The following is a 13,939-nucleotide window of genomic DNA, read 5'->3' on the forward strand; positions in this document are numbered from 1 at the left end:
GGGCATTATGCGCATTATCCAGCGGATCGCAGCCAGTCTTGGCCGACTGTGGTCTTTATTAAGTCAGAAGGAGAAAACGATGAGCGATCAAACTGTAATCGATCCAACCAGCACCACTGTAGCCAGCGCCTCTGCGGCAAGCGCGCAAACGTCGTCGCCCGCCGAGGACTTCGCCAATGAAATTGCCACGGCGGCACCGGCGTCAGTTGCTGCGGCGCCAGCGGCCACTGAGGCGGCACCCGCCGCCGAGGCGGCACCTGCCGCTGCACCGGAGGCCGTTCCCGCCGCCCCCACGGAGGTCTCTCCTCCCGCTGCAGCCGAAGCCGTACCGGCCGCCGCCGCGCAGGAGGTCAGTCAGGCGCGGCAGGACGTCTCGGAGGGCGTGAAGGATTTTGCCCAGGCCTTCAGCTTTGTAGAGCAGGGGGTGATCAAATTGGGGGATGCCGCGAAAGATGAGTTGATAGATCTGGCGAGGAAGTATCTGTAATGCACAACTACTCGCCCGGGGGGACAGGGATGTCCCCTGTTTATTAACAGGTTTAGAGAGTTCCGATTATTCCTAAGGCGACTTCGATATTTTGCACTACCTTTAATCATTCAAGCGTTATTTAAACCGGCTTATTAAGCGAGAAGGAAGATAGCATGAGTGATACAGAAACTGTAAAAACCAAAACTGACTACTTACGTGATGTCACCTCCCAGCTTAAAGAGATGCGCCACTACGCGCAGACCAACACGGAGACGCTTTCTGCCCACTGGCTGGCCTTTGATGCGGGTGAGTATAAAGATAGCGAATATGCGGGACGTTTCGATACGTTGCTGAACAAGCAAGGCAAGCTGCTGGATGATATTGATGAGGCGATTCAGGACCTGGAAATCGCCGTTAACCATGCCGAGCAGGAAAGCTAAGTTCGCATCGCTCTGGTGGCCTAATCGGCCACCAGCCACATCTCCGCTTCATCGAACATCTCTTCAACAATCCGCGCAATCGTTGCTTTGTCGTTCTTACTCATATCGGTATCAATCGCATTACGCTCCATTGGTTTGACGCGTACCTCAATATCCGGAAAGACGCGCTGTACACGCTTTTCCAACTCCTGCAAAATCATCTCGCGTGCACCCGGTAAACCGGCCACATTGCGCTTATCGTAAATCAGCTCCACAAACATCAGGGCGTTCCATTCAGCGGATCGGGTGCGTCATAATACTGTAAATAAAAACAGGGGCAAGCGGTGACGCCACGACCATGACATTTTTTGTTGCGTCATGCAGACGGTGGCGAATTTGTACCAGCACATCAGGTTGTTCGTCGATTGAGATTTTTAACGGGGGTTAAGATGCGCCAACTGGTTATCGATATCTTGCTGAAAATGGCAAAAATGGATGTGGAAGCAAAAGAGCTGGTGGCGCAGGTTGAGGCGCAGTCACTGCTGATTGCCGCACTGCTAATTCAGGCAAAAGAGGATAATTCACTCACCATTTCCGAGACAGTGCAGGATGCAATTGTTACGGCATCACGCGCGTCGCAGGAGTTTTTACAGTCGGATGTTGATCTGCTGCTCACGCACGTCAATCGTCTTTTGGCAGTGGCGAGTTATATTGAAGTCAAAGGGATAGAGCGAGAAGGGTAAAAAAATATAACCTCTGGAAGTGGAAATCCAGCAACACTTCCAGAGGCGGTGCAACCGCACCATTCGTTCAAGGACAATCTACGACTGATGTCGTAGGCAGTAACTTATACAAGTTTTAGTGACTTGTACAATTATTTCCTGATCGATTTGTGTGGTTGGAGATATCTACCTAATGCATTTTCATCACGTTGGGGTTAAAGCTCGTTTTTAATGCAGAACGCTTCCCACGTCATGCCTAACGCTTCCGCGTGAGATTTTAGATACTTTTCAATGGCATCCGCCGCCACTGCTTTGTCTGGCTCAGCCAGCTGAATAGAAAAAAGCATGCCGTCCAGCTTCTTCTGACGTAAAAACGCCGCGTAAATTCGTTCAGCATGCCACGCGCGTAAATCGGCTAATGACAGGCTCGCCTGCTGCGCATCACTCTCGGTAAGTTCATCCAGGGCGGCCTGGAAATCGGGATGGGCGGCGAAAAACATGGTGCGTGCCTGAGCGTAATACTCTTCTGGGGTTTTCATTCGCGGTTCCTGCATATCAACTTGCGCGCTAGTGTAACGTGCATGGGCGATGTTGTCAGGCTGGTCGGTGCGCATGAATGCGCACCCTACAACATCCCCACCGGTTGGCCGTAGGGTCGCCATTTATGGCGATCGCACAAAAAACTCACTGGGTCGGCCGTAGGGTCGCCATTTATGGCGACCACAACCCTCTCAATGCCGCTGTTGATAAAGGCGCGTAACGTCCTGCTGATTCTTCTCGAGCGTCTCATCCAGCGTCAACTTGCCGCTCAGCATATCCGCCATGTTCTGCCCAACCGCATTGCCCATCTGGTCAAATCCTGGAATGCTCACGTACTGCACGCCCTGATACGGCACCGGATTGAGCGTGGGTTGCTCCACGGTAGCCGAATCAATGGCTGCACGCACCTGCGCGGCGTAGGGCGCCAAACGCTGATAGCGGTCTTGCTGATAGGTTGAATTGCGACTGCCCGGTGGCACTGCGCCCCAGCCAACGGTATCGGCCACCTGCTGGATGTACTGTTTTGAGGTTGCCCAACTAATAAAGGCGATGGCCGCGTCACGATTCGGGGTATTGGCCGGTACTGCCAGCGCCCACGACCACAACCAGTTCGAGCCGTTACGCGTAATACCGCCAGGCGCAGGCGCAAAGGCCAGCTTATCCGCCACCAGTGAGATCTGAGGATTGACCAGCAAACCTGCGGCCACCGTACTGTCGATCCACATCGCGCACTTACCCTGCGCCGTCAGACGCAGTATCTGACCGAAACTGTTCTTTACCGTGTCTGGCGGCCCATCCTGCTTCACCATTTGCAGATAATCACCCAGCACTTCACGCCACTCCGGGGAATTCAGCGTGGGTTGCCAGTTCTCATCGAACCACTGCGCGCCGTAGGCGTTGGCCATGGTGGTGAGCAGCGCCACGTTGTCTCCCCATCCCGGCTGACCACGCAGACACAGGCCATAAATGCCTTTCTGCGCATCGGTGAGTTTGGCGGCGAAGCGTTTAATATCGGTCCAGTCGGGATTGTCAGGCATGGTTAAGCCTTTCTCCGCAAACAGGTCTTTGCGGTAGTAGGTCATGCTGCTTTCACCGTAAAACGGCAGGGCATACAGCGTCTGCTGCCATGACAGGGCTTTGCGCACCGGGGCAATCAGATCATCGCTGTCATAGTCTGCCGGCAACGTATTCAGCGGCGCCAGCCAGCCTTTTTCACCCCAGAGCGGCGCTTCATAGGTGCCAACGGTGATGACATCAAACTGCGCCTGGCCGCTGTTCATCGCCGACAGCACCGCCTGACGCAGCGCGCCATCGTCCATGACGTGCCACTGCAGTTTGATATCAGGATGTTCCTGTTCGTAACGTGATGATAGCTGCTGCATTATCGTCATATCGCCGTTAGCGATGGTGGCGATGTTCAGCGTGGTGGCCGCGTGGCTCAACAGCGGCAACGCCAGCAGCGTGGCGAGAAGTTTACGCATAGTGCGGCTCCTTAGCGCTGTTGCAGGCGGAAGAACGACATCTTCTCCACCAGTAATCCAGCATGTTCGCTGACGGTTTGGCTGGCGGCACTGGCTTCCTGCACCAGCGAGGCGTTTTGCTGGGTGGCGCCATCCATCTGGATCACGGCGGTATTCACCTGTTCGATACCGCTGGATTGATGGCGGCTGGCGACAGCGATTTCACCGACGATATCCACCACCCGCGCCACGCCGAGATTGATATCATTCAACATCGCGCCAGAGCGCTGTACCAGCGCGCTCCCCGCCTCAACTTTCCCCACGCTGGCATCGATCAGGGCTTTGATCTCATGCGCTGCTCCCGCCGATCGCTGCGCCAGCTGACGCACTTCGGCGGCCACCACGGCAAATCCACGGCCCTGTTCGCCCGCGCGCGCGGCTTCCACGGCGGCATTCAGCGCCAGCAGGTTGGTCTGGAAGGCGATCTCATCGATCACGCGGTTAATATCTGCGATACGCTTGCTGGAGGATTCAATCTCCGCCATTGCGCTCACCGCATCTTGCAGCACGCTGCTGCCGCGTTCCGCCTGATGGCGTACGTCGGCCGCCAGCTCGTTGGCCTGCGCCGCGTTATCGGCGTTATGCTTCACCGTGGCGGTCATCTGCTCCATGCTGGCGGCGGTCTGCTCCAGCGAACTGGCCTGTGAATGGGTACGTTCGGAGAGATCGTCATTGCCGTCGGCCATCTGGCGCGCCGCATCGCTGAGCGCCGTGGCGCTTTCACCCACTTCACGCACAATCTCTGCCAGCCGCACATCCATGCGCAGTAACGATTGCATCAGTTCGCCCATCTCATCGCGCGAAACGGTGCCGATATCATGGTTCAGTTCCCCAGCGGCTATCGATTCGGCCAGCTCACGCGCCTGGCCAATCGAACGGTTGATGGAGCGAATCAGCAGCCAGCCCGCGACCAACGCCACGCTAAGCCCGCCGAGCAGGATAACTATTAGGCTGTTACGCGCCAGTTGGTAATCGCTGTTGCTTTGCTGGTAGGTGAGTTCCGCATGCTGGCGCATCAGCGCATCCAGCCGATCAATATCCTGCTGGAGCAGCTGGCTACCACTGCGCAGGCGGGTTTCAATCACCACTAAGGCCGCCGAAGGGTTACCGCTTTTCAGCAGTTCGCCGGCGTCTTTCAGCGCCGATTGCCAGCCGTCGAGGTGGGTGATGAATTGCTGACTCAGCGGCCTGGTTTGCGCATCAAACGCCAGCTGTTGCCAGGTGTGGCGATCTTTGCCGATCTGCTCGCCGTATTGCGCGATGCGCGCCAGGCGTTTTTCCACTTCGCTGCTGTCGGTCCAGTAGCGCAGCGCATCAAATAGCGTAGAGGATTGCTCCTGCACCATGCGGTACAGGCGCGAGGAGTATTGCAGCGGTAATAATTCGTTCTGGTAGGCGTTTTGCGCCCGTTGGTCGGCGGCGCGCAGGCCAATGATTCCCCAGATGGCGGCCACAATCAGTAAAATGCATAGCAGGCCGACAATGGCGGTTAAGCGCGCACGAAGGGTCAGTCGCATAACGGTATTCTCCGTAATGAAGATAAGTATGTAGTAGGTAATTATTATTTTTTGCAGATCCATTAACTCCAGGAGGAGTTATCGGCGCATTAATAAGCGGCTTGAGTTTTTTGTGTCGGCCTGAGTGGGGAAAAACGCGTGCGGGGCGGTAGATATCTTGCGTAACTCACTGGAAAAATTATAACGTAGCCGCCATTGAAGCGAGTCTGGGGACTGAGAATGAAAAAGTGGACGATACTGGCTGCGCTGGCGCTGAGTGGCTGTGCGCAAATCAGCAACTATGAAGAGGCCGTGAAAACCCCGGCACCGCAGGAACTGCAGGGCAACTGGCAAACCGCAGGCCCGCAGAGCAAGCTGATTAGCAAGCAGGCGATGGGTAGCCTGATTATTGGTGCGCAGGGCGATACGCTGGATTGCCGACAGTGGCAGCGCGTGATTGCCAAGCCGGGTAAATTGACGCGTCTGGACGATGAGTGGGTCAACGTGACGCGTCAGGTGCGCGTGATGCCGCTGGTGCTGGAGAACGGTGAGCTGCGTTACGATGGTTTGCGTCTGCGTAAGGTGGATCGCCCAACCGTTGAGTGCCAGCAGGCGCTGGAAGAAGTGGCAAAGCGGCCGCAAGAAGCGGTGATTCAGGATATCGAGCCAGAGATTATGCGCCCGGTTTCGGTGTCTTCTAAGCCGGCACAATAATCCTCAGGTCACCATTTAGGTTGACCTGGAAATCAGAAAAAAAAGGGTGAGAAGATAACCTTCTCACCCTTTTTTCATGCAGTACATCGCAACCAATCAACCCTGCGGCAAATACACGCTGCCTTGCTTACCATACGCGCTCATCACCGATTTCTGCATCGACGATTGCCCCACTAGCTGTGTCAACTCGTCCATGCGCAGTTGCAGCAGACGTTTAACTTCGCTCTCATTATCAAGGATGTGGCGTAACACCGGACGCAGCTGCTCTTGCAGCTGACGCGACGGTGCGGCGGCTTCGGTTGTTTGCGCCAGTCTTTGCACCGCACTGACATAATCCACTTCCTTGCTAATCAAATCATCCCATTCGCCTTCTGCTGCCAAACGCAGCATTCCATGGCTGAGATCGAGTAACTGTTGGTAAACGGTGATCAGTGGCGGTGCAATATTCATTAAACGGCGTCCTGAAGGTTTTGAGGTTGTACGACTTCTTTCCAGGCATCAGCGATATTCCGCAAAAGGCCTTCAACTTCTTCGAGGGCTTCCACATCGTTACGCAGATTGGCCTGTACCAGACGGCGAACCATATAGGCGTAAAGGCCTAACAGGTTATCGGTCAGGTCATCGCCTGATTGCTCATCGAGGCCCTGTTTCAGTCCGCCTTCGATGATGTTAATGGCCTTGGAAATCGAGTTACCTTTTCCCTGGATATTGTTGTCCTGCATAAACAGGCGCGCGCGCACTAAGGCGCTGATCGCACCGTCGAACAGCAGCGTAATCAGTTGCTGCTGGTTGGCGCTCATCACTGAGCTTTCGACACCAATTTTTGCGTAGGCTTGTGTGCCTGTAGCGCTGTACATGGTCACTCCTTACTATTTAGAACTGCTGCTCGACGTCATGTTGTCGAACTGCTGTGTCAGGTAATCGCTGGTGCTGTTCAGCGAGCTCATGGTGACGTCGAGTTGCGTAAACTGCGTTTTGTAACGCGCAATCAGAGCGTTGATACGCGTGTTCATGTTGTTGTACTGCTCAGTCAGGTTGTTCAGCGTCTTACTGACACCGTCTTTCGCCGACTGAATGCTACCGGTGGACGACAGCCAGCCGGTCAGGTTAGTCGCCAGTTTGGTGGTGATGCCGGTGGTTTTACCGTCACCCACAATCATCTCTTTTACCCCGGCAGGATCTTTAGCCAACTCAGTTTTCAGTTTGTCTGAATCCAGCGTCAGCTCACCGCTAGTGGGATCGCTGGTGATGCCGATTTGCGCCAGGGTTTTGTAGGTGGAAGAACTGGCGGTATTGGTCAGCAGGCTTTTGATCTGCGTTTGAATGGTGCGCAGGGTGCTGTCGCCAACCAGTGCGCCATTACTTGAGTCCTGCGTATCTGAACCGACATCAACGGCGGTGTATTTGGTCAGACTGGTGAACTGGTCCAGCAGATTGTTGTAAGCATCCACAAAGTTGGAGATCGCGGTGGAGGCTTTAGACGTGTCCTGGGTGATGGTGAGCGTTTGGTTGCCGCTGGTGACATCATTCAGGTTCAGGGTAATGCCTTCTAACGCGTCGCTAATGGTGTTGGTGCTGCTGGTGATCGCGACATTGTTGACCGTTAATTCGGCGTCTTGCGCTTTTACGCTAACGGTGAGCGGATTCTCCGCATCGGTTTTTGTGGCATCAAAGCCGACAATGCCTTGCAGCGTATCATCGCCGGTCACGGTAACGGAAGAAACCGCATTGGCTTCACCGGTTTTCGACGCGGTCAGTGACAGACGATAAGCGCCATCACCGGTTTTAATGATACTGGCGCTGACGCCGGCGTTCGCGCTGTTAATGGCATCGCGCATTCCGGTCAGCGAGGTTTGGTCGCTGGTCAGCGTGATGTCTTTGCTGGTGCCATCTGAAAGTTTGATGGATAGCGTACGGCTGGCATCGGAGCTGCCGAGCGCGGTGGTGTTGCTGCTTTGCACGCCGGAAGTGAGGGTTTGGGCCTGCGCCAGCTGCGTCACGCTGATGCTGTATTTGCCGGCGATAGTGCTGCCCGATGTAGTCGCACTGAACGCCGAACTGCTGCTGGTGGCGCTGGTGGCGGTAAATAAGTCTGCGCTGTTTAATGCGGTATTGGCGCTCTGAAAGGTGGTCAGGGCGCTGGATAACGTGCCATAGGCGCTCAGCTTCGCGGTATAAGCGCTCTGCTGATTAGATATAGGAGTAAGAGAGGCTTTTTCTGCCGTACTTAAGTTATCCAGGATGGTACTTAAATCGAGGCCTGAACCGATACCGAGGGTAGAAATTGTGGTCATGTTGTTTCCTTTCTATGTCGACACGGAGAATCAATACCGCGGTTATCGGCTCGTTATGGGCAAAGTTTAGAATTATTTACCAGCGGGTAATAAAGCGAATAGCGTATATAGAGAAGGGTATTTCGGGCGCTAGAAAAATGATCGGGTTAGCCTAAAGAAGTAGTCGGGTAGGGCGATAAAGATAAGCGTGACAGGTTGAAGGGAAAATTTTTCACCTGGTACTAAAAAAAATCTAAAGGTTGTTTAAGGGCAGACGATAACAACTTTGACGGCGCTGAAGCCGGCGGGTTGAAGCCCACACCTTAACCGAAAGACTTGATTAACAGGAATATTTATCATGGCCCAAGTCATTAATACCAACAGCCTCTCGCTGATCACACAGAACAACATCAACAAAAACCAGTCTGCGCTCTCTACCTCTATCGAGCGTCTGTCATCTGGTCTGCGTATTAACAGCGCAAAAGACGATGCAGCAGGTCAGGCGATTGCCAACCGCTTCCAGTCTAACATCACCGGCCTGACTCAGGCGGCGCGTAACGCCAACGACGGTATCTCTGCAGCGCAGACCACTGAAGGCGCACTGTCAGAAATCAACAACAACTTACAGCGTGTTCGTGAACTGACCGTACAGTCTCAGAACGGCACCAACAGCCAGTCTGACCTGGACTCAATTCAGGACGAAATCAAATCACGTCTGGACGAAATTGACCGCGTATCAGGTCAGACTCAGTTCAACGGCGTGAACGTACTGTCTAAAGACGGCACCCTGAAAATTCAGGTTGGCGCAAATGATGGCCAGACCATCAACATCGACCTGAAGCAGATTGACTCTAAGACTCTGGGCCTGAACGGTTTCAACGTGAATGGTACGGGTTCAATTGCTAACAAAGCGGCAACTGTAAGCGACCTGACCGCAGCAAACGGCACCTTGGCTGCTGGTGAATACACCGTTACTACTGATTTCGACAAATTAACTGCTGATTCTGCCTTCGCTAAACTGAAAGACGGCGACACAGTGACTTTGGCTACTGGTGCTAACGCAGGTACTTATACTTACGATGCTGCCAACAAAAACTTCTCTACCACTGTAACTGTTGCTACTGGTGCCGATACCACTGCACTTGGCGCAAGCTTGAAAGCTGACGCAGGTCAAACTAAATCAGGGACTTACACCTCTTCAACCGGCAAAGTTAACTTCGATACTGATGCATCAGGCAATATCACCATCGGCGGCGCAGCAGCATACATCACTACCGATGGCGCACTGACCACCAACAACGTTACTGGTGCAACTGCGGCGACCATGTCTGATTTGTTCTCTAAAGCGGATACAGGTGCTACTGCAGCAACCGTTAGCTTTGATAACAAAACTTACAACTTCGCAAGCGGCGGCAATGGCGTAACTTACAAAGATTCTGTTTCATCTGATGCGCTGCTGGCTGACGTTAAAGCTGATGCAACACCAACCGATGTGACTATCAAGTTTAATTCAGAAGCCTTGAACTACACTGCGACCTTCACTGCAGGTACTTCTACTGATACTTACACAGATAACGACGGTGCATTGACTACCACTGCATCTTTCAATACCAAGTATAAAGTTGATGCAGATACAGGTTCAGTAACTGTTTCTGGCGGTACTGGCACTGGTAAATATGCAGCTAATGTAGGTGCAACTGCATACGTTAGCTCTACCGGCAAACTGACCACTGACACCACCAGCGCAGGTACAGCAACAACCGATCCACTGGCCGCTCTGGACTCAGCTATCAGCAGCATCGATAAGTTCCGTTCAAGCCTGGGTGCGATTCAGAACCGTCTGGATTCAGCGGTAACTAACCTGAACAACACCACCACTAACCTGTCTGAAGCACAGTCTCGTATTCAGGATGCTGACTACGCAACTGAAGTTTCAAACATGTCTAAAGCACAGATCATCCAGCAGGCGGGTAACTCAGTGTTGGCTAAAGCTAACCAGGTTCCACAGCAGGTTCTGTCTCTGCTGCAGGGCTAATCGCGCTAAGCTCCTTGCTTATCAAACCCCGCTTCGGCGGGGTTTTTTTATACCTGCATATTATGAACATGCAGGTAATTGCTCATAATTCGCTGGTAAATACTGCAAGTGATACAAGCCGGTCACCATAAATGGCGCCCCTACAGAACCGCGTAGGGGCGCCATTTATGGCGACCGATACGTCATTGCACAAACTTAACTCTGCCACGCAATCCGCTTGAAGCTTCCCCGGCTTATCGCTAAGGTAAGCGCGTTTTTTCGCCGCCAGGAAACCCCATGACCACCATTGCGCTCATCGACGACCACATGATTGTCCGTTCTGGTTTTGCTCAGTTGCTCGGGCTGGAGCCGGATTTTCAGGTTGTCGCCGAGTGCGGTTCCGGGCGCGAAGCCCTCAATCAGCTGCCGGGGCGCGGCGTGCAGGTGTGCATTTGCGATATCTCGATGCCGGATATCTCAGGGCTGGAGCTGTTAAGCCAGCTGCCAAAAGGCATGGCGACCATCATGCTGTCGGTGCATGACAGTCCGGCGCTGGTGGAGCAAGCGCTCAATGCCGGCGCGCGCGGCTTTCTCTCTAAACGCTGCAGCCCCGATGAGCTGATCGCCGCGGTGCATACCGTGGCTAAAGGGGGCTGCTATTTAACGCCCGATATCGCCCTGAAACTTGCCTCCGCCCGTCAGGATCCGCTCACTAAGCGTGAGCGTCAGGTGGCCGAGAAACTGGCGCAAGGGTTGGCGGTGAAAGAGATCGCCGCCGAACTGGGCCTGTCGCCAAAAACTGTTCACGTTCACCGCGCCAATTTGCTGGAAAAACTTGACGTCAGTAATGATGTTGAGCTGGCGCGCCGCATGTTTGATGGCTGGTAATGCAGCCACTTTTTTCGCGGCTGATTGCCGTCATCGCCAGTTTTTGTATCTTCTCCGCCGCTTGGTTTTGCCTGTGGAGTATCAGCCTGCACCTGGCCGATCGTCCCGAACTGGCGGTATTGTTGTTTCCGTTTGGTTTGCGTCTGGGGTTGATGTTGCAGTGCCCACGCGCCTACTGGCCGGTGCTGCTGGCTGCGGAGTGGTTGCAGCTGTATTGGCTCTCCCGCGAAGTGGCGCTGGCGCATCTTCCACTGCTGATGCTCGGTAGCCTATTGACGCTGCTGCCGGTGGCGTTGATCTCCCGCTATCGCCATCAGCGCGACTGGCACACGCTGCTGTGGCAGGGCGGTGCGATGGTGTGCGCAGCGCTGCTGCAGGCATTGCCGTGGATCGCGCAGCCAGCGGCGCTGAACGTCGTGCTGCTCACGCTGACTGGCGCGCTGACTATTGCGCCGACCTGTTTGGTTATCTGGCACTATCTCACCAGCACGCGCTGGCAGCCGCTCGGCCCTTCGCTGGTCGGACAACCGGTTAACTGGCGCGTGCGTCATCTGTTTGGTTATGTGCTGCTGTTTATCGTCAGCTTGTGGTTGCAGTTGGGGCTTCCCGATGAATTATCACGCTTCACGCCGTTCTGCCTGGCGCTGCCGATTATCGCACTGGCGTGGCATTACGGCTGGCAGGGCGCACTGATCGCCACGTTGATGAATGCGATTGCGCTGATCGCCAGCCAAACCTGGCACGATCACGCGGTTGATCTGCTGCTCTCTCTGCTGGCGCAAAGCCTCACCGGGCTGCTGCTGGGCGCGGGGATCCAGCGGCTGCGTGAACTCAATCAGTCGCTGCAAACCGAGCTGGCACGCAATCGCCGCCTGACGGAACGCTTACTCGAGACCGAAGAGAGCGTACGTCGCGAAGTGGCGCGCGAGCTGCACGATGATATCGGTCAAACCATCACCGCCATTCGCACTCAGGCCGGGATCATGCAGCGTATCAGCCCGGAGAGTGGCGTAAAGCAGAGCGGCATGCTGATCGAACAGCTGTCGCTGGGCATTTATGACTCGGTGCGTCGCCTGCTAGGACGCTTGCGTCCACGCCAGTTGGACGACCTCTCGCTGGAGCAGGCTATCCGCTCGCTGATGCGGGAAATGGAGCTGGACGGGCACGGCATTATTAGTCATCTGGACTGGCACATTGACGAACGGCGACTGAGCGAAGCGCAACGCGTCACGCTGTTTCGTGTCTGCCAGGAAGGGCTCAATAACGTGGTTAAACATGCCAGCGCCCGCGCGGTGACGCTGCAGGGCGCGTTGCTGGACGAAGGGCTCATGCTGGTGATCGAAGACGATGGCTGCGGATTGCCTCAGGGATCGCCGCAGCAAGGCTTTGGCCTCGCCGGGATGCGCGAACGGGTTTCGGCCTTGGGCGGCACGCTGAGGATCTCCTGCACCCACGGTACGCGCGTCAGCGTCACGTTACCGCTGCGCAATGGATGACAACAAAAGATGATATTCAGATTTCTCAACGCGCCGGCCAGCGCTGCACCGCTGCAGGATAAGGCGGCGATTGATGCGCGTTATCGCTACTGGCGTCGCCATATCATGATCACTATCTGGCTCGGCTACGCGCTGTTCTATTTCACCCGTAAGAGTTTTAACGCGGCATCGCCGGAAATTCTGGCAGCAGGTGTGATGACGCGTACCGATATCGGCCTGTTAGCGACGCTGTTTTACATCACCTATGGTCTCTCGAAGTTTTTCTCCGGCATCGTCAGCGACCGCTCCAATGCGCGCTACTTCATGGGGATGGGGCTGATCGCCACCGGCGTGGTGAACATCCTGTTCGGTTTCTCCACTTCGCTGTGGGCGTTCGCGCTGCTATGGGTACTGAATGCCTTTTTTCAGGGGTGGGGATCGCCGGTTTGTGCGCGCCTGCTCACCAGCTGGTTTTCTCGCACCGAGCGCGGCGGCTGGTGGGCGCTGTGGAATACGGCGCAAAACGTCGGTGGGGCGCTAATCCCGATGATTGTCGGTGCCGCCGCACTGCACTATGGCTGGCGTGCGGGCATGATGATTGCCGGCGGATTGGCGATCGTGGCCGGGATTTTTCTCTGCTGGCGTCTGCGTGACCGTCCGCAAACGGTGGGTTTGCCTGCGGTAGGCGACTGGCGCCACGATGCGCTGGAGATCGCGCAGCAACAGGAGGGCGCAGGGCTGAGCCACAAAGCGATCCTCACCAAATATGTATTGCTGAATCCCTACATCTGGCTGCTATCGCTGTGCTACGTGCTGGTTTACGTGGTGCGTGCCGCTATCAACGACTGGGGCAATCTCTACATGTCTGAGACGCTGGGCGTTAATTTGGTGACGGCCAACTCGGCGGTTACCATGTTTGAGCTGGGTGGCTTCGGCGGTGCGTTAGTGGCGGGATGGGGATCGGACAAATTATTTAACGGCAATCGTGGGCCAATGAACCTGATCTTTGCCGCCGGGATTTTATTGTCAGTGGGATCGCTCTGGCTGATGCCGTTTGCCAGCTATGTGATGCAGGCGGCGTGCTTCTTTACCATCGGCTTTTTTGTGTTTGGTCCACAGATGTTAATTGGCATGGCGGCGGCGGAGTGCTCGCACAAAGATGCTGCGGGTGCGGCGACCGGCTTTGTGGGCCTGTTTGCCTATCTGGGCGCGTCGCTCTCCGGGTGGCCGCTGGCGCGCGTGATTGATGTGTGGCACTGGAGCGGTTTCTTCGCGGTTATCGCCTGTGCGGCGGGCATTTCGGCCTTGCTGCTGCTGCCTTTTTTACATGCTCAAACCCCGCGCCATCGCGAAGAAGTGTGATGTATCCCCGCTTTTTACGTTCACATCGCCAAAACTAAGAAATTTTC

Annotated in this window: 15 protein-coding genes; 8 read left to right on the forward strand and 7 right to left on the reverse strand. The window is 55.1% G+C overall.

Features of this window, described 5'->3' with window-relative positions:
• Positions 1-7: 7 nt before the first annotated feature.
• Entirely contained in the window at positions 8-487 is a 480-nt protein-coding gene (locus tag CRO19_RS17305) for a hypothetical protein (protein WP_097096943.1), read from the forward strand.
• 155 nt (positions 488-642) lie between these two features.
• Positions 643-909: a hypothetical protein gene (locus CRO19_RS17310; RefSeq protein WP_097096944.1), complete on the forward strand. Its 267-nt coding sequence runs from the start codon at positions 643-645 to the stop codon at positions 907-909.
• A gap of 20 nt (positions 910-929) precedes the next feature.
• Here CRO19_RS17310 and CRO19_RS17315 read toward each other — a convergent pair whose 3' ends face one another.
• Positions 930-1,169, reverse strand: coding sequence for a DinI-like family protein (locus CRO19_RS17315; RefSeq protein ID WP_007891408.1), 240 nt, complete (start codon positions 1,167-1,169; stop codon positions 930-932).
• A 168-nt stretch (positions 1,170-1,337) separates the two neighbouring features.
• On the opposite strand from CRO19_RS17315, the gene iraP reads away from it, so the two are divergent.
• A complete protein-coding gene (gene iraP, locus CRO19_RS17320) occupies positions 1,338-1,631 on the forward strand; it encodes an anti-adapter protein IraP (RefSeq protein ID WP_097096945.1) in 294 nt (97 codons plus the stop codon).
• 194 nt (positions 1,632-1,825) lie between these two features.
• Here iraP and CRO19_RS17325 read toward each other — a convergent pair whose 3' ends face one another.
• The 3 genes from CRO19_RS17325 to CRO19_RS17335 form a co-directional block, all read right to left on the reverse strand.
• A complete protein-coding gene (locus tag CRO19_RS17325) occupies positions 1,826-2,149 on the reverse strand; it encodes a DUF6388 family protein (RefSeq protein ID WP_097096946.1) in 324 nt (107 codons plus the stop codon).
• Positions 2,150-2,341: 192 nt separating this feature from the next.
• Positions 2,342-3,631, reverse strand: a complete 1,290-nt coding sequence (locus tag CRO19_RS17330; protein ID WP_097096947.1) for an ABC transporter substrate-binding protein — start codon at positions 3,629-3,631, stop codon at positions 2,342-2,344.
• An 11-nt stretch (positions 3,632-3,642) separates the two neighbouring features.
• Positions 3,643-5,187, reverse strand: coding sequence for a methyl-accepting chemotaxis protein (locus CRO19_RS17335; RefSeq protein WP_097097690.1), 1,545 nt, complete (start codon positions 5,185-5,187; stop codon positions 3,643-3,645).
• 219 nt (positions 5,188-5,406) lie between these two features.
• Here CRO19_RS17335 and yedD point away from each other — a divergent pair, with 219 nt between their 5' ends.
• Positions 5,407-5,880 carry a lipoprotein YedD gene (yedD, locus tag CRO19_RS17340; protein ID WP_097096948.1) on the forward strand — a complete coding sequence of 158 codons (474 nt, stop codon included), beginning with the start codon at positions 5,407-5,409 and terminating at the stop codon, positions 5,878-5,880.
• A 96-nt stretch (positions 5,881-5,976) separates the two neighbouring features.
• Here yedD and fliT read toward each other — a convergent pair whose 3' ends face one another.
• The 3 genes from fliT to fliD are packed head-to-tail and all read right to left on the reverse strand — an operon-like array spanning position 5,977 to position 8,174.
• Positions 5,977-6,330, reverse strand: a complete 354-nt coding sequence (gene fliT / locus CRO19_RS17345) for a flagella biosynthesis regulatory protein FliT (protein ID WP_097096949.1) — start codon at positions 6,328-6,330, stop codon at positions 5,977-5,979.
• Positions 6,330-6,737 carry a flagellar export chaperone FliS gene (fliS, locus tag CRO19_RS17350; RefSeq protein WP_097096950.1) on the reverse strand — a complete coding sequence of 136 codons (408 nt, stop codon included), beginning with the start codon at positions 6,735-6,737 and terminating at the stop codon, positions 6,330-6,332. Before fliS ends, fliT begins: the two co-directional genes overlap by 1 nt.
• 12 nt (positions 6,738-6,749) lie before the next feature.
• The gene (gene fliD / locus CRO19_RS17355; protein ID WP_097096951.1) at positions 6,750-8,174 is read right to left on the reverse strand and encodes a flagellar filament capping protein FliD; all 1,425 of its coding nucleotides are present in this window, start codon (positions 8,172-8,174) and stop codon (positions 6,750-6,752) included.
• A gap of 337 nt (positions 8,175-8,511) precedes the next feature.
• Between fliD and CRO19_RS17360 the strand changes: the two genes are divergently transcribed.
• The 4 genes from CRO19_RS17360 to CRO19_RS17375 all read left to right on the forward strand — a co-directional run bounded on the left by CRO19_RS17360 (position 8,512) and on the right by CRO19_RS17375 (position 13,892).
• The gene (locus CRO19_RS17360) at positions 8,512-10,188 is read left to right on the forward strand and encodes a FliC/FljB family flagellin (protein WP_097096952.1); all 1,677 of its coding nucleotides are present in this window, start codon (positions 8,512-8,514) and stop codon (positions 10,186-10,188) included.
• 276 nt (positions 10,189-10,464) lie between these two features.
• A complete protein-coding gene (gene uhpA, locus CRO19_RS17365) occupies positions 10,465-11,055 on the forward strand; it encodes a response regulator transcription factor UhpA (RefSeq protein ID WP_097096953.1) in 591 nt (196 codons plus the stop codon).
• Positions 11,055-12,551 (forward strand): signal transduction histidine-protein kinase/phosphatase UhpB, encoded by a 1,497-nt coding sequence (uhpB, locus tag CRO19_RS17370; RefSeq protein ID WP_097096954.1) that lies wholly within the window; start codon positions 11,055-11,057, stop codon positions 12,549-12,551. The genes uhpA and uhpB overlap by 1 nt, the downstream gene beginning before the upstream one ends.
• A gap of 12 nt (positions 12,552-12,563) precedes the next feature.
• Positions 12,564-13,892 (forward strand): MFS transporter family glucose-6-phosphate receptor UhpC, encoded by a 1,329-nt coding sequence (locus tag CRO19_RS17375; RefSeq protein ID WP_141400272.1) that lies wholly within the window; start codon positions 12,564-12,566, stop codon positions 13,890-13,892.
• Positions 13,893-13,939 lie beyond the last annotated feature (47 nt).

Origin of the sequence: Candidatus Pantoea floridensis (genome assembly GCF_900215435.1) — a bacterium.
GTDB classification, from domain to species: Bacteria; Pseudomonadota; Gammaproteobacteria; order Enterobacterales; family Enterobacteriaceae; genus Pantoea; species Pantoea floridensis.